The sequence below is a fragment of the Rhizobium chutanense genome, from assembly GCF_002531935.1.
Classification (GTDB): domain Bacteria; phylum Pseudomonadota; class Alphaproteobacteria; order Rhizobiales; family Rhizobiaceae; genus Rhizobium; species Rhizobium chutanense.
Genome location: NZ_NWSV01000001.1, coordinates 315,458 through 339,442 on the forward strand (window position 1 = coordinate 315,458; position 23,985 = coordinate 339,442).

Sequence of the window (23,985 nt, forward strand, 5' to 3'; positions counted from 1 at the left end):
ACATGATGAAGAAGATTGTTCTTATTGGTGCGCTCGTCGGCGCCCTGGCGTCCTGCACGGCGACCGAGCAAGGTACCGCGATCGGCGCCGGCACTGGCGCTATCATCGGCGGCGCCGTCACCAACAGCTGGGGTGGTGCCGCAGTCGGCGCCGTTGCCGGCGGCCTGACCGGCGCTCTCATCGGCCAGTCGGTCGAACGCCGCGGCTATTGCATCTATCGCGACCGCTACGGCCGCCGCTACGAGGCTCGCTGCCGCTACTGACCGGCGAAAGCATATCGGACTCCCAACGGGCGCTTCTGCGCCCGTTTTTCTTTGCCATCCGCAGCGGTCAACGAACCGTTGACACTGGGTCGCGAAAGTCAAACCTACCGACGCCCCTCAGCCAGACGCATATTTCCTTCGTGAGCACAGGCACCATCGCCCGACGCAGTGAAGGAATATTTTCATGGATCAGATTGTCCTCAGTTCCGCCGTCGCCGTTCTCGTCGCCGCGGCGTTCCTGACAACCGCGATCTCGGCTCTTCTCAGCAGAGATCGCTCGCGGCAGCCAATGCCGGTCAAGATTCAGGTTCGGCGAGACCGGAACACCGGCAAGCGCTTCTGACTCCCAAAGGGGTCACGATCGCTCAAAGCACCATACGAGCAGCCTTCGTACTGCCTCAAAAAGCAAAGGCGCCTCCTGCAACACGCCTTTGCTTAGAGAGCGACAAGCGTCCGTTCTGTCTTAAACGAAGAACTGTCCGCCATTGGCCGTCAGCGTCGAACCGGTGATGAAGCCGGCATCGTCGGAGGCGAGGAAGGTGACGCAGCGCGCGATTTCCTCAGGCTCGCCGAGGCGGCCGACGGGGATCTGCGGAATGATACGTTCGTTCAGCACCTTCTCCGGCACGGCCAGCACCATCTCCGTTCCGATATAACCGGGGCAGATGGCGTTGACGGTGATATTTTTCGCCGCCCCTTCCTGGGCCAGCGCCTTGGTGAAGCCGAGATCGCCGGCCTTGGCGGCCGAATAATTCGCCTGGCCCATCTGGCCCTTCTGGCCGTTGATCGACGAAATATTGACGATGCGGCCGAAGCTGCGGTCGCGCATGCCGGTCCAGACCTGATGCGTCATGTTGAACAGGCCGGTGAGGTTGGTATTGATCACCTCGTGCCACTGCTGCGGCGTCATCTTGTGGAACATTGCGTCACGGGTGATGCCGGCATTGTTGACGAGGATTTCGACCGGACCGATCTCGCTTTCGATCCTGGCGATCCCTTCGCCGCAGGCAGCGTAATCCGAAACATCCCATTTGAACACCGGAACGCCCGTGGCGTCGTGGAAGGCCTTGGCCTTCTCGTCATTGCCGGCATAGTTGGCGGCAACCCTGTATCCGGCATTTTTCAGCGCGACGGAAATCGCCGCGCCGATGCCGCGTGTACCACCAGTGACCAGAGCCACTCTGCCCATGTTCCACTCCCCTTCCTTGTTTTTCGCCCGCCTCGTGGCGGGCTTTTCAATCAATGACGGATCGTATGCCGTTTAAAGCGCCTCAAAGCACATGGCCACACCCATGCCGCCGCCGATGCAAAGCGTGGCGAGGCCCTTTTTGGCACCGCGGCGTTTCATTTCGAACAGCAGCGTGTTGAGAACGCGCGCACCGGAGGCGCCGATCGGATGGCCGATCGCAATCGCCCCGCCATTGACGTTGACGATCGACGGATCCCAGCCGAGATCCTTGGTGACGGCGCAGGCCTGCGCCGCAAAGGCTTCGTTGGCTTCGACGAGATCGAGATCGCCGACCGTCCAGCCGGCCTTCTCCAGCGCCTTGCGCGACGCCGGGATCGGGCCGGTGCCCATGATCGAAGGATCGACGCCGGCCGTTGCCCAGGAAACGATGCGGGCGAGCGGCTGAATACCGCGCCTGACAGCTTCGGCTTCGCTCATCAGCACGGCTGCGGCCGCACCGTCGTTGAGGCCGGAGGCATTGGCGGCCGTGACCGTGCCCTCCTTGTCGAAGGCCGGGCGCAGCTTGCCCATTGCTTCCAGCGTGGCGCCGTGACGGATATATTCGTCTGCGTCGACGGTCACGTCGCCCTTCCGCGTCTGGATGAGGTAGGGGATGATCTCGTCGGCAAAACGGCCGGCCTTCTGCGCGGCTTCAGCCTTGTTCTGCGAAGCGACGGCGAACTGATCCTGATCATCGCGCGAAAGCTGCCACTGGCGCGCGATATTCTCGGCGGTGACGCCCATGTGATAACCATGGAAGGCGTCGGTCAGGCCGTCCTTGATCATCGTGTCGACCATCTTCATGTCGCCCATCTTCGTGCCGCTGCGTAAGTGCGCGGCATGCGGTGCCATCGACATGGATTCCTGGCCGCCGGCAACGATGATCTTGGCATCGCCGGTGGCGATCTGCTGCATGCCGAGTGCGACGGCGCGCAAGCCGGAGCCGCAGAGCTGGTTGACGCCCCAGGCCGTCGCCTCCTTCGGAATGCCGGCCTTGATCGCCGCCTGGCGGGCCGGGTTCTGGCCCTCGCCGGCGGCAAGCACCTGGCCGAGGATCACCTCGTCCACTTCGCCGGCATCGACGCCGGCGCGCGCGAGCGCACCCTTGATGACGGCCGCGCCGAGTTCATGCGCGGGAACGGTCCCGAAGGCGCCGTTGAACGAGCCGACGGCTGTTCGGCCTGCACTGGCGATGACGACGGATGAATTGCTCATGGGGACGCTCCTCCTCGTTTTTCGTCTCACTTACATAAGTGGAAACTGGCAAAGCTTGCAGCACAAGTCAAACGCGAAGACCGGCTGCCGTCATTTTTCGGCGGCCGGCGCCAAAGCCGATTCATCTGCTCTGTGAAAGGTTTGCCGCATCGCACAAAGAGATTGTCACCGGCCTTCTTTTGCGTCTACAGTCTGAAGTGGAGGAATATCCATAATTCAGACGGGGGTCCAGGAGACTGATATGGCGAAGCATGAGGGTCAGATAGTCATCAAGAAATACGCCAATCGCCGGCTATACAATACGGGTACCAGCACCTATGTCACGCTGGAGGACCTGGCGGAGATGGTGAAGAAGGGCGAAGATTTTATCGTCCAGGATGCAAAAAGCGGAGATGATATCACCCATTCGGTGCTGACCCAGATCATCTTCGAACAGGAATCGAAGACCGGCAACACCCTGCTTCCGATCTCCTTCCTGCGCCAGCTCATCACCTATTACGGCGATCAGATGCAGATGGTCGTGCCGAGCTTTCTCGAACATTCGATGCGCGCCTTCACCGAACAGCAGTCCCAGATGCGCGAGCAGGTGAACCGCGCCTTCGGCGAGACACCGCTCGGCAAGAACCTGCAACTGCCGATGCAGATGGTCGAAGACCAGGTTCGCCGCAACACCGAGCTGTTCCAGCAGGCGATGCAGATGTTCTCGCCCTTCATGACGCCGCCCGCCAAGGAAAGCCGCAAGGCCGAGGCCAAGGATATCGACGAGCTGAAGGAACAGCTGCGCGCGCTTCAGAACAAGCTCGACAACCTATAAGCCGATCGAAACATCCCGCCCGGCGCTCCGGATCGAGACGGCAAAACCGCCGATCACATCGATCAGAGCGATCGTCATCAAAATGAAGAACACCTGCGTCGCGGCATCCTGGACGAGCAGAAACTCGACCAGGAAGACGATGAAGACCAGCATCGACAAGATATGGTTCATCAGGTTGCCGGAACCGGGCCTGGTCGCCTTGAGGATTTCGAAGAACAGCACGACAAGGGCGACGACGATTAGGAGATCGCCGAGCGCCATGCTCCAGATCGCGCCCGAGAGCATCGACAGCACGATCACGTCATGATGCAGCGCGGCAATGCCGCCATCCCCCAGCAGGCCGACCACGGCCAGATTGTAAAGAATAAACGGGATAATCATCAACGGCATGGCGGCTATCATCGGCAGATCTCCTGGCAGGATGGGAATACTGCCGTAAACCGCTGTCCCACTTCAAGCCATTGCAAATATTATATCTGCCGACGGAGCGATATCGCGCAAACCGTTCCGATATTGCCGCGAAGGCGAAATACGAAAAGGCCGGCGTGATGCCGGCCTTTTGAAACTTTCGATCGGACGAGCCGGATCGGAAAATTATGCGCTTTCCTTCGGCGTCAGAACCTGACGGCCGCGATACATGCCGGTCTTCAGGTCGATATGATGCGGGCGACGCAGTTCGCCGGAGTTCTTGTCTTCGACATAGGTCGGAGCCTTCAGTGCGTCTGCCGAACGGCGCATACCGCGCTTGGACGGGCTTGTTTTTCTCTTCGGTACAGCCATTTCTCTTACTCCACTTGCGGGCAAAACATTCCCACGGCCAGACTGGCGGCCGAAACGGACATGTCGCGATTTCGGAAATTTTGCGCGCTTATACATGCAAGGGGCGGCCTTGACCAGTCCCCATCCATATTTTTTGCGGAAGCGCTGATTCCCGGTTCAGACTTCGTCTTCCGCCACGATCCAACGTTCGGCGCGAGCCGCCTCTTCCCATTTCCGCCAGGCCGCATGCGCCTTCATGGTCTTCATATAGGCGAGCGTATCGTCCCGGCTGACGAGGTCATAAATGTCGAACCGGTTGACGACGGGCGCAAACATCGCATCCGCACCGGTGAATGCGCCAAAGAGAAACGGCCCGCCGGATTGCTGCAGCAGGCCTCGCCAGATCGCCTCGATGCGGTTGACATCGGCATCGACACCATTCGGCAAGACGATCCTGGCCTTCGGCCGGCGGATATTCATCGGGCAGGCGGCGCGCAGCGCCCGGAACCCCGAGAGCATTTCCATCGACACGGAACGGGCGATCGCCCGCGCGGCACGATCGCCCGGCAAAAGCCCGGCATCGGGATAGAGTTCGGCGGCATATTCGATGATTGCCAGCGATTCCCAGATCTTCAATGCGCCGTGCTGCAGGACCGGCACGTTGCCGCTGGGCGAAATGGCCTTGATGTCGGGATTGCCGGCGGGATAGTCGAAGGGGATCAGGACCTCCTCGAAATCGATGCCGGCGCCCGTTAGCGCCATCCAGGGCCGGAACGACCAGGAGGAATAGTTCTTGTTGGCAATGTAGAGCGTCGGTCTGTCCATGGGCTTCTCCCGTTCAGGCGTCGAAATCGAAGATCAGCAACTCGTGGAAATGGTTCATGTCCTCGAACACGCAGAAAGCCGGCGGCGTCAATTCGAAAACGGGCGCCTTGCGGCGGATATCCTCGGCCACGTCGGTAAGCATCGCCTGCCAGCGCGGCAAGGCTTCGTCCTCCAGCCGTTCGATCGGATAGGCGAAGGTCATGTGAAACTTGTAGCCCTCGTGGTTCGGCTGGCGATAGCCGAGAAGATCGGCAAAGGCATTGCGCCAGGCGCGCATGATCCTGCGGTCTTTTTCCGTCACTCCGTCGACGAGCAGACCCGATGGGCGAGCTTCGACGACGGCAACAGCGAAGGGATCGGCCACCCGGAAACCTTCGAGCCGCGCCGCCATCAGCGCGGTCATGTCGTCGATCGGCGTCTCGAGCGGGAGATCGCCGGGCCAGGCGTTCTTCCGGCGGCGGGTCTCGATGATGCCTTCGAAAAGCGTCATGTGCAGGCTCGAGATCGGCGTGAACAGGAATTGCTGCGCCTCCGGCATCGCCAGATATGTCTCGCGCGCCTCGATCAGCACCGCCTGGGTTTGCGAGTCTTTTTCGACATGGCAGACGATGGTGTTGCCGGCCTCCGGCAGGAAACCGCCGATCTTGCGGTAGCGGCTGCCGAGATGGGCCGGCGGGTTCGGATTGTGTGTCTTCGAATAAACAAGAAGCTCGGGAGAAAACGTCGCGACGGTCATGGGCAACTCAGGGGTTCTGATGGGACTGCATCAGCCCATATGGCAGAACCAAGAATGTCAGATGACGCTCACCACCTCCAATAACAAGTTCTGATCTCAGTCATAGATGCACTTGATGTAGTCGCCTGAGCCCTGCGCCCGCCGCTCGATCACACCCGCAAGCCGGCGAAGGCCGCGTCCGGGCTTGCCGGCATTGCGATCGATCGGGTTCGGCAGCGAAACGGCGAGCAGCGATGCCTGGCGCCGCGTCAGCTTCGAGGCCGGCACCTTGAAATGATGCTGGGCCGCCGCCTCGATGCCATAGATGCCGGGACCCCATTCGGCGATGTTGAGATAGATTTCCATCAGCCGCCGTTTCGACAGGACGAAATCCGTGGAGACGGCCAGTGGAAGCTCCATCGCCTTGCGCACGAAGGAACGGCTGTTCCAGAGAAACAGGTTCTTGGCCGTCTGCATCGGGATGGTGCTGCCGCCGCGCGTCGCCTGGCCTTTCAGCGTATCCTCGACCAGCATGCGCATCTCGGCCCAGTCGACGCCGCCGTGGAAGCAATATTGCCCATCCTCGGACATCATCACCGATTGCACCAGAACCGGGGCAATCTCATCAAGCGACACCCATCGGCGGTCATAACCGCGCAACAGCACGAGATCGCGCAGCATCAGCGTCGAGACCGGGTGAATGAAGGGCAGAAGGTAGAAGAAGATCAGCGCATAGGGAAGGATCAGCAGGGCCAGCACCGCGAGGGCAATGCGTTTCAACACACGCCGGTCTCCGAACCATCGCCGCTCGGCCGGCGCGTCGACGCTGTCCTCTATCTCTGGCGCTATATCCAATGTCCCCAGCCCGATTTCGCTCCTATCGTTCTCATAACCCCTGTGCGTCGCTTATGCCAGAGCACAGCGGAAATCTTGCCTCCGCCATCGACAATTCCGTTGCAAGCGGCTGCGCGCTCGTGTCAAACAGCGCCCATGGACGCGAACCGGGACACTTTCGAGACGAGGCTGAAGCACAACGCCCACGAAATTGAGGCGCTGCTCGACATATTGCTGTCACCACCTACCCTTTCCGATGAAATCACCAGACCCGAGACCCTGCGCAGCGCCATGCACTATGCCGTGCTGAACGGCGGCAAGCGGCTGCGCCCGTTCCTGGTCGTCGAAAGTGCGGCCCTTCTCGGCGGCGACGCCGAGGCGGCCCTTCGGGTCGGCGCAGCGCTGGAATGCGTCCACTGCTATTCGCTCGTGCATGACGATCTGCCGGCCATGGACGATGATGATCTGCGCCGCGGCAAACCGACGGTCCACATCAAGTTCGACGAAGCCACCGCGATCCTCGCGGGCGACAGCCTGCTGACCTACGCCTTCGACATCATCGCCGCGCCGGAAACGGCCCTTCCCGATACGAGCAAGGCAGCGCTGGTGCTGGCTCTCGCCCGCGCTGCCGGTCTCGGCGGCATGGCCGGCGGCCAGGCGCTCGATCTTGCGGCGGAAAGGCAGGCCCCCGACGAGGCCGGCATCATCCGTCTGCAGGCGATGAAAACCGGTGCGCTGATCCGCTTTGCCTGCGAGGCCGGCGCCATCATCTCGGCAGGTTCGCCGGACGATCGCCAGCGCCTGCGCGCCTTCGGCGAGAAGATCGGTCTTGCCTTCCAGCTCGCCGACGACATCCTCGACCTGACGTCGGACACCGCCACCATGGGCAAGGCGACCGGTAAGGATGCAGCCCGCGGCAAGGGAACGCTTGTTGCCCTGCACGGCATGGAATGGGCCGAGACCGAGCTCCGCCGGCATGTCCGCGACGCCGAGGCGCTGCTTGCTCCCTACGGCGCCCGCGCCTCGATCCTCACCGCCGCAGCGCATTTCATCGCCGACCGGAAGAGCTGAACGGCAGTCAGGCTGCCAAGATCGCCTTGAGAGCGGAAACGAGACGGGCACATTCCTCGTCCGTGCCGATGCTGATGCGCAGGAAATCCGAAATACGCGGCTTGGCGAAATGCCGGACGAGAACACCACGCTCCCGCAGGGCCGCCTGCAGCGCAGCACCGGACCGGTTGTCATGCCGCGCGAAAACGAAATTCGCCTGAGATGGCAGCACCTGGAAAGCCAGCGCTTCGAGTTCCCGAACGAGATCGTCCCGGCTGGCGATAAGCTTGCTCCGGCAGGTCTCGAACCACGCCTCGTCCTTGATCGCCGCTGTCGCGGCGACCTGCGCCAGGCGATCGAGCGGATAGGAATTGAAGCTGTCCTTGACGCGCTCCAGCGCCTCGATCAGCGCCCGCTGCCCCAGCGCAAAACCGACGCGCAGGCCCGCAAAGGAGCGGGATTTCGACAGGGTCTGAATGACCAGCAGATTGGGATATTGGGAAATGAGCGGGATGGCGCTTTCACCGCCGAAATCGACATAGGCTTCGTCGATCACCACCACCGCATCCGGATGGGTGGCGACAAGCGCCTCGATGTCGGCAAGCGGCAAGCCGATGCCGGTCGGCGCATTCGGATTGGGAATGATGATCGCGCCGCACGGCCTGTCGTAATCCGCCAGCCGGATCTGGAACCTGTCATCGACAGGCACTTCGATCGCTTCGATATCGTATAGCAGGCTATAAGTCGGATAGAAGCTGTAGCTCACGTCGGGATAGAGAAGCGGCAGCTCGTGTTTCAACAGCGCCTGAAACGCATGGGCGAGGACCTCGTCGGAACCATTGCCGACGAAGACCTCGTCCGCGGTCAGACCGTGACGGGCAGCGATCGTCTCGCGCAATTCCGTAGCGGCCGGGTCGGGATAGAGCCGCAGACGATCGTCCGCCGCCTGCGCGATCGCCTCGAGCGCCTTTGGAGACGGCCCATAGGGATTCTCGTTGGTGTTGAGCTTGACCAGGCCGGGGATACGGGGCTGCTCCCCCGCGACATAAGGCCGAAGCTTGCTGACGATATCAGACCAGTATCGGCTCATGCGAATTTCCAGGCTTTCATTCCGCCGCCGTCCGCTGGCCGAAGCGCTTCTCGATATAGTCGACGACGAGTGCCTCGAAATCGGCGGCGATATTGGGGCCGCGCAGCGTCAGCGCCTTCTTGCCGTCGATAAAGACGGGGGCGGCCGGCGTCTCGCCGGTGCCCGGCAGCGAAATGCCGATATCGGCATGTTTGCTTTCCCCCGGCCCGTTGACGATGCAGCCCATGACGGCGACGTTCAGCGCCTCGACGCCCGGATATTTCTCGCGCCAGATCGGCATGTTCTTGCGGATGTCGTTCTGAATGTTTTGAGCCAGTTCCTGGAAGACCGTCGACGTCGTGCGCCCACAGCCGGGACAGGCGGCAACGACGGGTATGAACTGGCGGAAGCCCATGACCTGCAGGATTTCCTGCGCCACCTGGACTTCGCGCGTGCGGTCGCCGTTCGGCTCGGGCGTCAGCGACACGCGGATCGTATCGCCGATGCCTTGCTGCAGCACGAAGCCCATTGCCGCCGACGAGGCGACGATGCCCTTGGTGCCCATGCCGGCCTCGGTCAGGCCAAGATGCAAAGCATGATTGGAGCGTTCGGCGAGCATCGAATTGACGGCGATCAGGTCCTGGACCTGGCTGACCTTGGCCGACAGGATGATGCGGTTGCGCGGCAGGCCGATCTCTTCGGCAAGCGCTGCCGAAAGCAGCGCCGACTGCACGATCGCCTCGCGCGTCACCTGCCGGGCCGAAAGCGGTGAGCCGGCCGCGGCATTCTGGTCCATCAGCGCCGTCAGCAGATCCTGGTCGAGCGATCCCCAGTTGACGCCGATTCGCACCGGCTTGTCATAGCGGATCGCCATCTCGATGATTTCGGCGAACTGCTTGTCCTTCTTGTCCTTGAAGCCGACATTGCCGGGGTTGATGCGGTATTTCGCCAGCGCCGCGGCACAATCGGGATGATCGGCAAGCAGCTTGTGGCCGATATAATGGAAGTCGCCGATCAGCGGCACGTCCATGCCGAGCCGCAGCAGCCGCTCGCGGATCTTCGGCACGGCGGCGGCACTCTCGTCGCGGTCGACGGTGATGCGCACCAGCTCCGAACCCTCGCGGTGGAGGGCCGCGACCTGGGCGACGGTCGAATCGATATCGGCCGTATCGGTGTTCGTCATGGACTGCACGACGACCGGCGCCCCGCCGCCGACGATGACGCCGCCGACATCGACGGCAATGGAAGCGCGGCGCGGTTTCGGATCAAAATCGGCGGCTGAGGACATGAAGCGCTTTTTCACCCCTAGAAACAGTGCCTTTCAGGTGGATCATGACCGCTTTCTTGTCAACCGCCCCCGATATCACTTTTGTTGGGAAGCGGCTCAGTGACCGCCCCCGGAAACCCCATCGGCATAATGGGCGAGCTTGGAGAACGCCAGGACGACCAGCAGCAGCACCGGCAGCGCCATGAACACCACGGCAAAACCGATATGCTCGGCGACGAAGCCGATCAACGACGGCGCAACCAGCATGCCGGAATACCCCATGGTCGTGACCACGGAGATGCCGATGCCGGGCTTGAGGCCGGGAATGTTGCCCGCCGCCGAGAAGGCGATCGGCACCATGTTGGAAATGCCGATACCGCAAAAGGCAAAACCCAGAATGGCAAGCTCGGCATTGGGCGCCAGGCCCGCAAGCAGCATGCCGACAATGGCAAACAGCGTGCAGATCCGCAGCGTCTTGACGCCGCCGAGACGATCGCGCACCAGGTCGCCGGCAAAGCGCATGATCGCCATGGTCGCCGAAAAGGCTGCGAAACCAAGACCGGAGAGCGCCACGGAGGCGTCCATTTCCTGGCGCAGATAGAGCGCGCCCCAGTCCAGGACGGCACCTTCCGGCACCATGGAGAACAAGGCCATCAATCCGAGCAGCCACGGCAGCGGCACCATCGGCAGCTTGGTCTTTTCCTTCTTGGTATCGGGATGCGGCGGATCCGCAAGGATCATCGGCCAGGCAACGGCGAGGAAGATCGCCGCCAGCACCGTCGCCAGCTGCGCATGGCCGAGAATGCCGAGCTTGGCAATCACGATGCCGCCGAGGCCGGAGCCGATCAGCCCGCCAAGGCTCCAGAAAGCGTGGCACGACGACATGATGGCGCGGCGCATGGATTTCTCGACCGACACCGCATTGGCATTCATCGCCACATCCATCGCGCCGATGAAGCCGCCGAACAGGAACAGCGAAATGGCCCCGGTGATCACATTCGGCGCGAGCGTCAATGCCATGAGCAGCGGCAGCACGCCGACCACCGTCGCCCGAACGACGACACGCGAGCCATGTCTGGCGATCTGCGCGCCAGCGATCGGCATCATGACCAGCGAGCCGAGGCCGAAAACCAGGATCATCAGCCCGAGTTCGAATTTGGTGAGGCCTAGACGCTCGGCAAAATCCGGGATCTTCGGCGCCCAGCAGCCGACGACGAAGCCGTTCATGAGAAAGAGCAGGGAAACCGCCGCCCTGCTTCTGGTGATGAAGCCGCTCCGGGCTCCCCGTGGCGCACTCACGTGACTGTCCATTTTCGGTCTTTCCTCATTGCCGGGCTTGGGAGCGCCCGTTTTTCTTAACTCTGTAACGGCGGCTCAGTTCGTTTTCTCGGCGATGACGGTCCTGCATCCGCGTTCGCGGTAACCCGCAAGAACGGCCGGATCGGCATCGTGCTCGACGACCAGGCATTCGCAATGCGCAACCGGCAGGACACTGTGCGGCGCAGCCGTGCCGAATTTCTCCGAGGTGACCGCCGCCAGCACTTTTCTGCTTCTCGATGCGGCAAACCGCTTGAACTCGGCATCCTCGAAGCCGAACGCGGTGATGCCGGCTTCGAGATCGACGCCGCAGGCGCCGAGAATGCAGAGATCGGGCGAAATCTGCTCCATGTCGCGGAGCGCCTTGGCGCCGAGCGCCCCACCCGTCTGCCGGTCCACCATGCCGCCGATCAGGATGACGTTGACGGCAGGCTTGTCGATCAGTGCGGCGGCGATCGCCGGCGCATTGGTCGCGGCCGTCAGCTCGAGTTCGGCCGGCAAGGCATTGGCGATCGCCAGATTGGTGCTGCCGGCATCGAAGAATACACACGCACCGGCAGCGATCTGCGTTGCCGCGGCGCGCGCTAAGGCCTGTTTCCGATCGGCGGCAAAACCGATGCGCTGCGTCAGGCTTCCATGCGCCGGCGAAACCGGCAAAGCGCCGCCATAGACCCGCTCGCAGAGCCCTGCCGCAGCCATCTCACGCAGGTCGCGCCGCACCGTATCCTCGGAGACGCCGAATTCCAGCGCAAGCTCCGCCGCCAGCACACGGCCATTCAGCCGCAGCCTCTCGGAAATTACCCCCTGGCGCTCTCGCAACAAAAAATCCTGCATGTTTCTACCGGATCAACATCTGAAATAAGATAAACGTGCATAAACGCTGATGACCGTGCAGGCAACATGCACGGTCACACGTTTTCTGACGTTATGAAACAAAGCTCCACCACCAGAGCGAAATATCGTCTATTGACCGACCCGAGGGCCGGGATTACCGATCTCATATTCTCGATTCCCGCCGGCAGCTCCGCCATCTGGTGCATTCCCGTGAAAAACTCCGTCAGCCTGGGCATTCTGCTCACGAGCCTCGCCTATATGGCGTTCACCTTCCATGACGCGATCATCAAGATCCTGACCTCAACCATCCCGGTCTGGCAGATCCTGTTTTTCCGCAGCCTCACCATCCTCGTCGGTTGTCTCGCCTATGGCCGCGGCAAGCTCGTCCATCAAACGATGACCTCGCCGATCATCAAGCCGATGATCCTCCGCAGCATGCTTCTTCTCTCTGCCTGGCTTTCCTATTATTCCGCTGCAAGCCGCCTGCAGCTGGCCGAAGTGACGACGCTTTATTACGCCGCACCTGTCGTCGGCACCCTGCTTGCATGGCTCATCCTGAAGGAGGAGGTCACGCCGGCGCGCTGGCTTGCCGTCGGCGTCGGTTTCGTCGGCGTGCTCATTGCCTGCAACCCGATCGGCCTCACCATCTCCTGGCCGGTCTATCTGGCGCTGCAGGCCGCCGTTCTCTGGGCCGCCGCCATGGTATTGCTGCGCAAGACCTCGTTGCACGAAAAGACCACCGTCCAGCTTACCGTCTCCAATGTCTTTTTCCTTGTTATGACAGGCATTGCCGTCCTCTATACGTGGCGGACGCCTGACATGACGCAGCTGGCGCTTCTCGTCGCCACCGGCGTCGTCGCCGGCTTAGCGCAGGTCTCGCTTTTCGAAGGCATGCGCCGGGCGCCTGTCTCCGTGCTTGCGCCCTTCGAATATACCTCTCTCGTCTGGGCCTTTCTGCTCGGCTACCTGATCTGGGCCGACCTCCCCACGCAGAATGTCATTGCCGGCGCATGCATGATCCTCGGGGCCGGATTGATCATCATTGTCAGCGAGAGGCTGCGCCGCCGCGCCGCGGTTTGATGCTTATTTTCCAAGGCATTCCCGGTTCAACCGGCCGCTTGAGAAAAATATTTGCAGTTGCTGCTTTTATTCGCAGTTTTTTACGCTTCCGGCGCCCTAGTTTTCTGCGAACTATCCCTCATCCGATCACAACCTCCCAAGGATGGATACAACAATGAACTGGCTGAGAACCGTCGCCGCCGCTGCCCTCATTCAGGCTGCGGCCCTCCTGCCCGCCCATGCCGGCGAAAACCTCGCCGCCATCAAATCGGCCGGCGTCTTCAAGATCGGCACCGAAGGCACCTATGCGCCCTTCACCTATCATGACGAAAGCGGCAAGCTCGTCGGCTTCGATGTCGAGATCGGTGAAGCCATCGCCGCCAAACTCGGCGTCAAGGCCGAATTCGTCGAAGGCAAGTGGGACGGCCTGATCGCCGGCCTCGACGCCAAGCGCTACGACACCGTCATCAACCAGGTCGGCATCACCGAAGCCCGCAAGCAGAAATACGATTTCTCCGAGCCCTATATCGCTTCCAAGGCCGTGCTGATCGCCCGCGACGGCGACGACAGCATCAAGTCCTTCGCCGACCTGAAGGGCAAGAAATCAGCCCAGTCGCTGACCAGCAACTTCGGCAAGCTCGCCACCGAAGCCGGTGCCGAACTCGTCGGTACCGACGGTTTCGACCAGTCGATCCAGCTGGTGCTGACCAAGCGTGCCGATGCCACGATCAACGACAGCCTCTCCTTCCTCGACTTCAAGAAGCACAAGCCGGACGCGCCGGTGAAGATCGTCGCCGAGCAGGAAAATGCCGATTATTCCGGCGTCATCATCCGCAAGAACGAGCCGGAGCTTCTCGCCGAAATCAACAAGGCGCTCGCCGACATCAAGGCCGACGGCACCTACAAGAAGATCGCCGACAAGTATTTCGGCCAGGACGTCTCGAAGTAAGCGTCGTTCAGGAAAAAGTCCCCTCCCCAGCCCCTCGCCACAAGGGGGAGGGGCTTTGGCGGCGCCCCGCCTCATTTCAAATACCTCATTTTAAATAAGCGTCTCGGCTTGCAGCACGGTCGCTATTTCATGCGGGGCGAGAGCCAGATTAAGTCCTTCCCCCTTGTGGCGAGGGGTTGGGGAGGGGTATTCCGAGGTGGTATCACTATCCAACCGATGAGAGGGAACTCCCTTGGCGCACTGGCTCCAACTAATGGCGGAATCGCTTCCCTCGCTTCTCTGGGCGGGGCTGATCTTCACCATCCCCCTCACCCTGCTGTCCTTCGCCTTCGGCCTGATCCTCGGCCTGATCACTGCGATCGCTCGCCTTTTCGGCCCCGCGCCTGTTGCAGCCGTCGCCCGCTTCTATGTCTGGGTGATCCGCGGCACGCCGCTGCTCGTCCAGCTCTTCGTGATCTTCTACGGCCTGCCGAGCATCGGCATCCTGCTCGATGCCTTTCCCGCCGCCCTCATCGGCTTCACGCTGAATATCGGCGCCTACAGTTCCGAAATCATCCGTGCCGTCATCTCTTCGGTGCCGAAGGGCCAGTGGGAGGCGGCCTATTCGATCGGCATGAGCTGGCGCCAGGCGATGAGCCGCACCATCCTGCCGCAGGCCGCTCGCGTCGCCGTGCCGCCGCTGTCGAACACCTTCATTTCGCTGATCAAGGATACCTCGCTTGCGGCCGCCATCACCGTGCCGGAGCTCTTCCAGGCAGCGCAGCGCATCGTCGCCACGACCTATGAGCCGCTGATCCTTTATATCGAGGCGGCGCTGCTCTATCTCGTGCTCAGCTCCGTCCTCTCGCAGTTGCAGGTGCGTCTGGAGCGCCGCTTCGCGCGTTACGGCGGCATGCTGGAGGCCAATGCATGATCGAGCTTTCCAACATCGAAAAGCGCTTCGGCGACGCGGTCATCCTCAAGGATATCAGCATCCGCATTCCCGAAGGCAGCGTAACCGCGCTGGTCGGGCCGTCCGGCGGCGGCAAGAGCACGCTGCTGCGCTGCATCAACCTGCTCGAAATCCCGACATCAGGTTCCATCCGCCTCGGGGAGGAAAGGCTGAGCTTTGCGCCGGGCAAACGAACGAGCTGGCAGGCAATCCAGAAGATCCGCCGCCAGACCGGCATGGTCTTCCAGAACTTCCAGCTTTTCCCGCATCAGACCGCGATCGAAAATGTCATGGAGGGCCTGGTGACGGTCTTAAGGTGGCCGAAGGAAAAGGCCCGCGAACGCGCCATGGAGCTGCTGACCAAGGTCGGCATGACCCATAAGGCCGATGCCTGGCCGTCGACGCTCTCCGGCGGCCAGCAGCAGCGTGTGGCGATTGCCCGGGCGCTGGCGCCGTCGCCGCGCGTGCTTCTCTGCGACGAGCCGACCTCGGCGCTCGATCCGGAGCTTTCGGCCGAGGTGGTCGACGTGCTCGGCCGTCTCGCCAGCGAAGGCACGACGATGGTGATGGCGACCCACGATCTCAGGCTGGCCTCGAAGATCGCCAATGACGTCGTCTTCCTGGAAGCCGGAAGCGTGGTGGAAACGGGCAGCGCCAGGGCGATCTTCACCGCGCCGGAGCGCGAACGCACCAAGCGCTTCATTTCGACGATCAACGCCGCCCATACCTACGATATCTGAACTGTCTCACGTGAATCATGATTCACGTGAGACGCTTTGTGGCTAAACGACCTGCCTCAGGCCGAGGTGACGACGGAGCGCGCTGCCTTCAGCGCATTGCCCCACCAGGTGATCTGGTCGAGCAGGTTCTTGGCAGCCTCGTTGAGATGCGCGTAATCGCCAAGGCTCTTGCCTTCCTTGAGAACGGCAAGATATTCGCTGAAGGCGATGTGGACGCCGGTCTTGACGGAAGCGGCACCCATTTCCACGAAGATCAGACGAAGCTGCTCGACCGCACGTGCGCCGCCGACACCGCCATAACCGACGAAACCCACCGGCTTCTGGATGAATTCGCCGAGATCGATCGCGTTCTTCAAAACCGCCGTCGGCGCATGGTTGTATTCGGCAACGGTGAATATGAAACCGTCGAATTCGCGCAGCTTCTTCTTCCAGCGCTCGGCGGATTCGCTTTCCGCCGTCGTGGCGCGCTCTTCGCCGAAGAAATGCATGGGATAGTCGAGAAGATCGAGAATCTCGACGTCGAGATCGGCGCGCTGGCCGACCAGTTCGGCAATCCACTTGGCCGGATGTTCGGCGAAACGGCCAATACGCGTGCTGCCGACAATGACGGCAATCTTCAGCTTGCTCATGGAGATGATGTCCTGATTGGTCTTGGGGGCGGATGGTAGGAGCGCAACTCTATGAGAAAACCTCCTCGCCGGGCAAGACGAGGAGGTCGTTAACGCTTCGAAAAATCAACTTTTGGGCGACCTGATCAGACACAATCGGGTGATTGGCCACAGGTCGTTGGGCAGCAGAACGAAGCCTCCCGGCAACAATCGGCCGCCTACCGCTCAACCGCCATAGACGACGAGCAGGTCCTTGGCGTCGATCTGATCGCCGGCGCGCACCAGCACCTCGGAAATCGTGCCGTCCTTTTCCGCATGCAGCGCCGTTTCCATCTTCATCGCTTCGATGGAAACGAGCACGTCGCCGGCACTGACGGCCTGGCCGGGCGAGACGAAGACACGGCTGATAACACCCGGCATCGGCGCGCCGACATGGACGGCATTGCCGGGTTCGGCTTTGCGGCGAACCGCAGCCCCCGTCGCCCCATGGGCACGGTCCGGCACCTTGATGCGGCGCGGCTGGCCATTGAGCTCGAAGAAGATCGTCACCATGCCCTGGCTGTCGGTGGCGCTCATCGCCTGGTTGACGATGACGAGCGTCTTGCCGCGTTCGATATCGGCAAACAGCTCCTCGCCATCGGCAAGCCCATAGAAATAGGCGGGCGTCGGCAGCACCGAGACCGGGCCGTAAGTATCGGAGGCCAGTGCGAAGTCGGTGAAGACCTTCGGATACATCAGATAGGAGGCGAATTCGAAGTCGCTGACCTCGCGCTCCAGCTTGGTCTCGATCACCTTGCGCTCGGCATCGAGATCGGCCTCCTTCAGCAGCGAGCCGGGACGCACCGTATAGGGCTTGTCGCCCTTCAGCGCCTTCTTCTGCAGCGCTTCCGGCCATCCCGACGGCGGCTGGCCGAGATCGCCCTTCAGCATCGACACCACCGATTCCGGGAAGGAGACTTCGCGCTCGGGGCTGACGACATCGGCAACCGTCAGATCCTGGGAGACCATCATCAGCGCCATGTCGCCGACCACCTTGGAAGACGGCGTCACCTTGACGATATCGCCGAACATCTGGTTGGCGTCGGCATAGGCCTGGGCCACCCGATGCCACTTGCTTTCCAGACCGAGCGAACGGGCCTGCTCCTTGAGGTTGGTGAACTGGCCGCCCGGCATTTCGTGCAGATAGACTTCCGATGCCGGACCCTTGAGGTCGCTTTCGAAGGCAGCATACTGGTTGCGCACCGCTTCCCAGTAGAAGGAGATGCGGCGGATCCATTCCGGATCGAGGCCGGGATCGCGCTCCGAGCCGGAGAGCGCCTCGACGATCGAGCCGAGACAGGGCTGCGACGTATTGCCGGAGAGCGCATCCATCGCCGCATCGACGGCATCGACGCCGGCCTCAACGGCGGCGAGCACGGTCGCCGCCGCAATGCCCGACGTGTCATGGGTGTGGAAATGGATCGGCAGGCCGGTCGCCTCGCGCAGCGCCTTGAACAGCACCTTCGCTGCCGCCGGCTTCAGCAAGCCCGCCATGTCTTTCAGCGCGATGATATGCGCGCCGGCCTTTTCGAGCTCGACCGCAAGGTCGGTATAATATTTGAGGTCGTATTTCGGGCGGGCCGAATTGAGGATATCGCCGGTATAGCAGATCGCCGCCTCGCAGAGCTTGTTCTCCTCGGCAATGGCATCCATCGACACCCGCATGTTCTCGACCCAGTTCAGGCAGTCGAAGACGCGGAACAGATCGATGCCGCCCTTGGCCGCCTGGCGGACGAAATATTTGACGACATTGTCGGGATAGTTGGTGTAGCCGACGCCATTGGCGCCGCGCAGCAGCATCTGCAGCAGAAGGTTCGGCGCGCCCTCGCGGATCAGCGCCAGACGCTCCCAAGGATCTTCCGTCAGGAAGCGCATGGAGACGTCGAAGGTGGCGCCGCCCCAGCATTCGAGCGACAAGAGGTTCGGCAGCGCATGTGCATAGGTGCCGGCGATGCGGGCGATGTCATAGGTGCGCATGCGGGTGGCGAGCAGCGACTGGTGACCGTCGCGCATCGTCGTGTCGGTCAGCAGCACGCGCTTCTCGTTGCGCATCCATTCGCCGAATTTCTTCGGGCCGAGCGTGTCGAGCAACTGCTTCGTGCCGTCCTTGACGCCATTGCCGTTGCTGTAGGGCACCACCGGCTGGGCGGCATTCTCCAGCGGCCTCGGCCGGTCCTTGGCCTCCGGATGGCCGTTGACCGTGACGTCGGCGAGATAGGTGAGCAGCTTCGTCGCGCGGTCCTGGCGCTTGACCTGCTGGAAGAGCTCCGGCGTCGTATCGATGAAGCGGGTGGTGTAGCTGTTGTCGCGGAACTTCGGATGACCGATGATCGCTTCGAGGAAGGTCAGGTTGGTGGCGACGCCGCGGATACGGAATTCGCGCAGCGCCCGGTCCATGCGGGAGATCGCCTCGGACGGGTTCGGCGCCCAGGCCGTCACCTTGACGAGCAGCGGATCGTAATAGCGGGTGATGATGGCGCCGGAATAGGAGGTGCCGCCGTCGAGACGGATGCCGAAGCCGGAGGCCGAGCGATAGGCGGTGATGCGGCCGTAATCCGGAATGAAGTTATGTTCCGGATCTTCCGTGGTGATGCGGCACTGCAGCGCATGGCCGTTGAGACGGATGTCGGCCTGAGCGGGAACGCCGGATTCCGGCGTGCCGATCGCATAGCCATCGAGGATATGGATCTGCGCCTTGACGATGTCGATGCCGGTGACGACTTCGGTCACGGTGTGCTCGACCTGGATGCGCGGGTTGACCTCGATGAAGTAGAATTTGCCGGTATCGGCATCCATCAGATATTCGACGGTGCCGGCGCCGATATAATTGGTCGCCGCCGCGATCTTCAGCGAATAGGCGGCGAGTTCCTGGCGCTGCGCTTCCGAGAGGTAAGGTGCGGGTGCGCGCTCGACAACCTTCTGGTTGCGGCGCTGGATCGAGCAGTCGCGTTCGAAGAGATGCACGACATTGCCGTGGGTGTCGCCGAGGATCTGGCTTTCGACGTGGCGGGCGCGCTCGACGAGCTTTTCCAGATAGACCTCGTCCTTGCCGAAGGCGGCCATCGCCTCGCGCTTGGCCTCGGTTACCTCACGGGCAAGGTCCTTCGGGTCGCGGATCGCGCGCATGCCGCGCCCGCCGCCGCCCCAGGAGGCCTTCAGCATGACGGGATAACCGATGTCTTCGGCCATCTTCGCAACCACAGCCATATCGTCCGGCAGCGGCTCGGTTGCCGGCACCACCGGCACACCGACCGAGATCGCCAGGTTGCGCGCCGCAACCTTGTTACCGAGCTGGCGCATCGTATCGCCCTTCGGGCCGATGAAGATGATGCCGGCCTTGTTGCAGGCATCGACGAATTCAGGGCTTTCCGACAGCAGGCCGTAGCCCGGGTGGATCGCATCGGCGCCCGAAAGCTTGGCGACGCGGATCACCTCGTCGATCGACAGATAGCTTTCGATCGGCCCGAGATCACGCGCCAGATGCGGGCCGCGGCCGACCTGATAGCTCTCGTCCGCCTTGAAGCGGTGCAGCGCCAGCTTGTCCTCTTCCGCCCAGATCGCCACCGTTTTTATTCCAAGCTCGTTGGCCGCGCGGAACACGCGAATGGCAATTTCGGAGCGATTGGCAACGAGTATCTTGGAAATGGGCAAAACGGTCTCCTCAGACGTTCAGACGCGGGCATGCTGCACCCGCGAAGGAAATTCTTAACTTCTTGTCACAGGAAGTTCAATTTCTCTTGCGACTGCGAAATGCAATTTCTCGCCATTCCGGATGAGAATAATGCCAGCCCGGATCGGATTAGATCTGAATCCCTGTTTGAATCACGGAAGTAGCATGAGAACCGGTTATAGTTTCACGATCGCGCTCTATCGTATCAGGCCGTGACGGAAGGCAAGCGCCACCGCCTGCTGCCGGTTTTTCGCCTTCAGCTTGTTCTGCAAGCCGTTCATATACCAATCGACAGTATGGTTTGAGATCTTCAGCATCTTGCTGATTTCGATCGAGGTCATGCCTTCGGCGAGGTAATGCAGGATTTCCATTTCACGTCGCGTCAGCGGCGTTTCGGCCGGCAGCACGGTTTCCAGCGCCTGCGCCTCGCCTTTCAATTCAAGCAATCGCCAGAAGGACTTGCGTGCCACCGCCTCGAAGAGGGCGATCTCCATCGGCGACAGCTCGACAGGCTTGCCGGCGAGACTGAGGCTGCCGAGAATGCCATTCCGCCCGTGGATCGGAAAGATATAACCGTCTTCCAGCCCGTGACCGAAAGCATCGACCATCATCTGCTCCATACGGCGCTGCTGGCCATCCTTGCGGAAGGCTGCCAGGCTTTCCCGCCAACCGAAAGGCCGCTGCGCATGGGCGAGATAGCGTACCATCGGATCGATCAGGACATATTTTTTCGCGGTATAGATTTGCGGCCATTGTTCCGGCCAGCGGCCGGCAAGTGCGGCGGCCCAGGGTTCCGGATTCTTCTGAGCCGGATTCTGCGGCAAATGGCGCAGCAGGCCGTAATATTCGAAGCCGGAATCGTGGATGACATGCTCCAGTTCGGTCACGACAGCCTGAGGATTTGACGATTCTCCCAGAATTATAAGCAATTGAATTAACGAATTAATATTCACAAAGTGCCCCTTGTCCGGACTGGTGCCCGCATCGAGGCCGTCGGCGGCTTTCAAATGGGTCGCGAAACGGTCTTCTTCAAAAAATGCAGTCTCTAATTTAATGCTGCGCTAAACATTTATTAAAATGCAAGCGCAAATTGTCGCGGGGTATAGCCGAGCAGCAACTTGAACGCCAGGATTATCTCGCCGCATCCTGGGATAGCACGATCGGGTTAAGGGGCGCGGGGATTGAAGCCTGAATAGGCCGTTAATCGCCGGTTCAGGTAGCCTTTTGTAGCATCGCATCATCCCGTTTTCGCAGATGCACAAGAGGTTCGACGTGACGCTATTCAAGGTCTATGCAAGAGCTCTGCGCTATCTTGGCGCCTACAAGCTGCGCGTATCCCTGGTCGTGGTCGCAAACATCGTTCTGGCGACGATTACCATTGCGGAGCCGATCCTGTTCGGTCGCATTATCGATGCGATTTCCGGCAAGGGTGAGGTCAAGCCTATCCTGTTCATGTGGGCGACTTTCGCCGTTTTCAATACGATTGCTTTCGTTCTGGTCGCCCGCGAGGCCGACAGGCTGGCCCATGGCCGGCGGGCAACGCTGCTGACGGAAGCCTTTGGCCGCATCATTTCCATGCCGCTCGGCTGGCACCATCAGCGCGGCACGTCCAACGCGCTGCATACATTGCTGCGCGCCTGCGAAACGCTGTTCGGCCTCTGGCTGGAATTCATGCGCAACCACCTGTCGACGGTCATCGCGCTCGCGCTTCTGATTCCGACCGCAATGTCGATGGATTTGCGCCTTTCCGCCGTGCTGATGGTACTCGCCATCGCCTATTGGCTGATCGGCCGCGTCGTCATGAGCCGCACCAAAGACGGCCAGGCTTCGGTCGAGAACCACTACCATACCGTCTTCTCGCATGTCAGCGACTCGATCAGCAACGTTTCGGTGCTGCACAGCTACAACCGCATCGAAGCTGAAACCAAGGCTCTGAAATCCTTCGCCGACCGTCTGCTCGAAGCCCAGTATCCGGTGCTCGACTGGTGGGCGATCGCCAGCGCGCTGAACCGCATGGCTTCGACCATTGCAATGATGGTGGTTCTGATCATCGGCACCATGCTCGTCCAGGCCGGCCAGCTGCGCGTCGGCGACGTCATCGCCTTCATCGGCTTCGCCAACCTGCTGATCGGCCGCCTCGACCTCATGCGCCAGTTCGCCACGCAGATTTTCGAGGCCCGCTCCAAGCTCGAGGAATTCTATGCGCTCGAAGACTCGGTGCGTGACCGCGAAGAGCCGGCCGGCAACGGCGAGATCAAGGACGTCAAGGGTGCGATCGAGTTTCGCGACGTCTCCTTCGGCTTCGGCAACTCCTCGCAGGGCCTGCACAATGTCTCTTTCTCGGTGAAGGCAGGCCAGACGGTCGCGATCGTCGGCCCGACCGGTGCCGGCAAGACGACGCTCGTCAACCTGCTGCAGCGCGTCTATGATCCGCAGGACGGCAAGATCCTCGTCGACGGCACCGATATCACCAAGGTGACCCGCAAGTCGCTGCGCCGCCACATCGCCACCGTCTTCCAGGATGCGGGCCTGCTGAACCGCTCGATCAGCGACAACATCCGCCTCGGCCGCGAAGGGGCCAGCGAAGAGGAAATGCGCCGTGCGGCCGAAGCCGCCGCCGCCGCCGACTTCATCGAGACCCGTGAGGATCGCTACGATACCCATGTCGGCGAACGCGGCAACAAGCTCTCCGGCGGCGAGCGCCAGCGCATCGCCATCGCCCGCGCCATCCTCAAGGATGCACCGATCCTGGTGCTCGACGAGGCAACCTCGGCGCTCGACGTCGAGACCGAGGCCCGCGTCAAGGCGGCGATCGACAACCTGCGCCAGAACCGCACCACCTTCATCATCGCCCACCGCCTGTCGACGGTCCGCGAAGCCGACATGGTGCTCTTCCTGGATGACGGCCGCGTGGTCGAACAGGGCAGCTTCGACGAGCTCAGCCACAGCAACGGCCGCTTCGCCGCCCTGCTGCGCGCCAGCGGCATCCTGACGGACGAAGAAGTCCGCAGGGCCCACACCACCGAAGCCGCCTGATCGGTTCGGATTTCCAGACAAAGGCCGGAAGGGTAACTCCTTCCGGCCTTTTTGTTTGCCTGAAACAGCGTTGCACCGTGCGAGCTCTCCTCTGCCCTGCCGGGCTCAGGGTCGAGCCACGGGTCTCGACCCGTCCTTCGGACCCCCACAGGTGGGGAGATCACAAGTGGCTTGCCCTTCGTGCCCATCTGCCGTTTCGCCGTACTGGACGCTCATTGTTTGGGGAAGCCAGTGCGCCCAGCCGATCTCCCTCCTTGTGGGGGAGATGCCCGGCTGGACACAGGGCAGAGGGGGGTATCCCACCCCGTAACATCTCCGGCCTAACCTTAACCTAGACAGATTGATCACCCCACCGATCTTCCCTATCCTCCCCTTGCCACTGTACATCGGGAAGAAACCCATGAAGGTCCTGCGCATCGTCGCCAATATCCAGGCACCTGATATCGCTCCGGCCAAACGCTTCTATCGGGATATCCTCGGTCTCGACGTCATCATGGACCACGGCTGGATCGCGACCTTCGGCGCCGCAACGGATATGACCGTTCAACTCAGCATCGCCAGCGAAGGCGGTTCCGGAACACCGGTGCCTGACCTCTCGATCGAGGTGGACGACCTCGATACCGCTTTCCAGGCGATGTCGGCCTCAGGATTCCCGATCGAGTACGGCCCGACCGACGAGCCCTGGGGCGTCAGGCGCTTTTACGTGCGCGACCCCTTCGGCAAGCTGGTGAATATCCTCGTCCATAAAAATTGAGCCGGCGGC

24 protein-coding genes are annotated in these 23,985 nt (G+C 61.6%); 10 read left to right on the forward strand and 14 right to left on the reverse strand.

All coding sequences use genetic code 11. The features are described from left to right. Positions 1-2 precede the first annotated feature (2 nt). Together CO666_RS01560 and CO666_RS33990 are read left to right on the forward strand one after the other, a co-directional pair. The gene (locus CO666_RS01560; RefSeq protein WP_004674249.1) at positions 3-263 is read left to right on the forward strand and encodes a YMGG-like glycine zipper-containing protein; all 261 of its coding nucleotides are present in this window, start codon (positions 3-5) and stop codon (positions 261-263) included. 184 nt (positions 264-447) lie between these two features. Beyond that, positions 448-606, forward strand: coding sequence for a hypothetical protein (locus tag CO666_RS33990; RefSeq protein WP_179869596.1), 159 nt, complete (start codon positions 448-450; stop codon positions 604-606). Positions 607-726: 120 nt separating this feature from the next. On the opposite strand, the gene phbB is transcribed toward CO666_RS33990, so the two are convergent. Then, positions 727-1,452 (reverse strand): beta-ketoacyl-ACP reductase, encoded by a 726-nt coding sequence (gene phbB, locus CO666_RS01565; RefSeq protein WP_010067794.1) that lies wholly within the window; start codon positions 1,450-1,452, stop codon positions 727-729. A 72-nt stretch (positions 1,453-1,524) separates the two neighbouring features. Further along, entirely contained in the window at positions 1,525-2,706 is a 1,182-nt protein-coding gene (locus CO666_RS01570) for an acetyl-CoA C-acetyltransferase (RefSeq protein ID WP_097610398.1), read from the reverse strand. Positions 2,707-2,947: 241 nt separating this feature from the next. Between CO666_RS01570 and phaR the strand changes: the two genes are divergently transcribed. Continuing rightward, positions 2,948-3,520: a polyhydroxyalkanoate synthesis repressor PhaR gene (phaR, locus tag CO666_RS01575; protein WP_085738719.1), complete on the forward strand. Its 573-nt coding sequence runs from the start codon at positions 2,948-2,950 to the stop codon at positions 3,518-3,520. Here the strand turns inward: phaR and CO666_RS01580 are convergent. The 5 genes from CO666_RS01580 to mtgA all read right to left on the reverse strand — a co-directional run bounded on the left by CO666_RS01580 (position 3,515) and on the right by mtgA (position 6,674). Beyond that, the gene (locus CO666_RS01580; RefSeq protein WP_097610399.1) at positions 3,515-3,922 is read right to left on the reverse strand and encodes a hypothetical protein; all 408 of its coding nucleotides are present in this window, start codon (positions 3,920-3,922) and stop codon (positions 3,515-3,517) included. The two genes, phaR and CO666_RS01580, sit on opposite strands and share 6 nt — an antisense overlap. 192 nt (positions 3,923-4,114) lie before the next feature. After that, entirely contained in the window at positions 4,115-4,300 is a 186-nt protein-coding gene (gene rpmF / locus CO666_RS01585; RefSeq protein ID WP_003543812.1) for a 50S ribosomal protein L32, read from the reverse strand. Positions 4,301-4,456: 156 nt separating this feature from the next. Beyond that, positions 4,457-5,104: a glutathione S-transferase family protein gene (locus CO666_RS01590; protein ID WP_097610400.1), complete on the reverse strand. Its 648-nt coding sequence runs from the start codon at positions 5,102-5,104 to the stop codon at positions 4,457-4,459. Positions 5,105-5,117: 13 nt separating this feature from the next. Then, positions 5,118-5,840 (reverse strand): DUF1868 domain-containing protein, encoded by a 723-nt coding sequence (locus CO666_RS01595; protein ID WP_097610401.1) that lies wholly within the window; start codon positions 5,838-5,840, stop codon positions 5,118-5,120. 96 nt (positions 5,841-5,936) lie between these two features. Then, positions 5,937-6,674: a monofunctional biosynthetic peptidoglycan transglycosylase gene (gene mtgA / locus CO666_RS01600; RefSeq protein ID WP_097610402.1), complete on the reverse strand. Its 738-nt coding sequence runs from the start codon at positions 6,672-6,674 to the stop codon at positions 5,937-5,939. A gap of 135 nt (positions 6,675-6,809) precedes the next feature. Between mtgA and CO666_RS01605 the strand changes: the two genes are divergently transcribed. Next, positions 6,810-7,724 carry a polyprenyl synthetase family protein gene (locus CO666_RS01605; protein WP_097610403.1) on the forward strand — a complete coding sequence of 305 codons (915 nt, stop codon included), beginning with the start codon at positions 6,810-6,812 and terminating at the stop codon, positions 7,722-7,724. A 7-nt stretch (positions 7,725-7,731) separates the two neighbouring features. Here the strand turns inward: CO666_RS01605 and hisC are convergent, their stop codons facing one another. The 4 genes from hisC to CO666_RS01625 all read right to left on the reverse strand — a co-directional run bounded on the left by hisC (position 7,732) and on the right by CO666_RS01625 (position 12,190). Further along, positions 7,732-8,793 carry a histidinol-phosphate transaminase gene (hisC, locus tag CO666_RS01610; protein ID WP_097610404.1) on the reverse strand — a complete coding sequence of 354 codons (1,062 nt, stop codon included), beginning with the start codon at positions 8,791-8,793 and terminating at the stop codon, positions 7,732-7,734. Between the two features lie 16 nt (positions 8,794-8,809). Continuing rightward, positions 8,810-10,060, reverse strand: coding sequence for a flavodoxin-dependent (E)-4-hydroxy-3-methylbut-2-enyl-diphosphate synthase (gene ispG / locus CO666_RS01615; RefSeq protein WP_097610405.1), 1,251 nt, complete (start codon positions 10,058-10,060; stop codon positions 8,810-8,812). Between the two features lie 96 nt (positions 10,061-10,156). Continuing rightward, positions 10,157-11,350, reverse strand: a complete 1,194-nt coding sequence (locus tag CO666_RS01620) for an MFS transporter (protein ID WP_097610406.1) — start codon at positions 11,348-11,350, stop codon at positions 10,157-10,159. A gap of 63 nt (positions 11,351-11,413) precedes the next feature. Then, positions 11,414-12,190 carry a DeoR/GlpR family DNA-binding transcription regulator gene (locus tag CO666_RS01625; protein WP_097610407.1) on the reverse strand — a complete coding sequence of 259 codons (777 nt, stop codon included), beginning with the start codon at positions 12,188-12,190 and terminating at the stop codon, positions 11,414-11,416. A 210-nt stretch (positions 12,191-12,400) separates the two neighbouring features. Here CO666_RS01625 and CO666_RS01630 point away from each other — a divergent pair, with 210 nt between their 5' ends. The 4 genes from CO666_RS01630 to CO666_RS01645 all read left to right on the forward strand — a co-directional run bounded on the left by CO666_RS01630 (position 12,401) and on the right by CO666_RS01645 (position 15,869). Continuing rightward, positions 12,401-13,270, forward strand: coding sequence for a DMT family transporter (locus tag CO666_RS01630; protein WP_097610563.1), 870 nt, complete (start codon positions 12,401-12,403; stop codon positions 13,268-13,270). Between the two features lie 154 nt (positions 13,271-13,424). Next, positions 13,425-14,198: an amino acid ABC transporter substrate-binding protein gene (locus tag CO666_RS01635; protein ID WP_097610408.1), complete on the forward strand. Its 774-nt coding sequence runs from the start codon at positions 13,425-13,427 to the stop codon at positions 14,196-14,198. A 232-nt stretch (positions 14,199-14,430) separates the two neighbouring features. After that, entirely contained in the window at positions 14,431-15,111 is a 681-nt protein-coding gene (locus CO666_RS01640; protein ID WP_097610409.1) for an amino acid ABC transporter permease, read from the forward strand. Continuing rightward, complete coding sequence (locus CO666_RS01645; protein WP_097610410.1) at positions 15,108-15,869, forward strand: amino acid ABC transporter ATP-binding protein; 762 nt, start codon at positions 15,108-15,110, stop codon at positions 15,867-15,869. Before CO666_RS01640 ends, CO666_RS01645 begins: the two co-directional genes overlap by 4 nt. 56 nt (positions 15,870-15,925) lie before the next feature. On the opposite strand, the gene CO666_RS01650 is transcribed toward CO666_RS01645, so the two are convergent. From CO666_RS01650 to CO666_RS01660, 3 genes are all read right to left on the reverse strand, one after another. Further along, a complete protein-coding gene (locus tag CO666_RS01650) occupies positions 15,926-16,498 on the reverse strand; it encodes an NADPH-dependent FMN reductase (RefSeq protein ID WP_097610411.1) in 573 nt (190 codons plus the stop codon). Between the two features lie 204 nt (positions 16,499-16,702). Next, complete coding sequence (pyc, locus tag CO666_RS01655) at positions 16,703-20,167, reverse strand: pyruvate carboxylase (protein WP_097610412.1); 3,465 nt, start codon at positions 20,165-20,167, stop codon at positions 16,703-16,705. A gap of 216 nt (positions 20,168-20,383) precedes the next feature. Then, positions 20,384-21,139, reverse strand: coding sequence for a LuxR family transcriptional regulator (locus CO666_RS01660; RefSeq protein WP_097610564.1), 756 nt, complete (start codon positions 21,137-21,139; stop codon positions 20,384-20,386). Between the two features lie 319 nt (positions 21,140-21,458). Between CO666_RS01660 and CO666_RS01665 the strand changes: the two genes are divergently transcribed. Continuing rightward, positions 21,459-23,222: a glucan ABC transporter ATP-binding protein/ permease gene (locus CO666_RS01665; RefSeq protein ID WP_097610565.1), complete on the forward strand. Its 1,764-nt coding sequence runs from the start codon at positions 21,459-21,461 to the stop codon at positions 23,220-23,222. A 400-nt stretch (positions 23,223-23,622) separates the two neighbouring features. Beyond that, the gene (locus tag CO666_RS01670) at positions 23,623-23,976 is read left to right on the forward strand and encodes a VOC family protein (RefSeq protein WP_097610413.1); all 354 of its coding nucleotides are present in this window, start codon (positions 23,623-23,625) and stop codon (positions 23,974-23,976) included. Positions 23,977-23,985 lie beyond the last annotated feature (9 nt).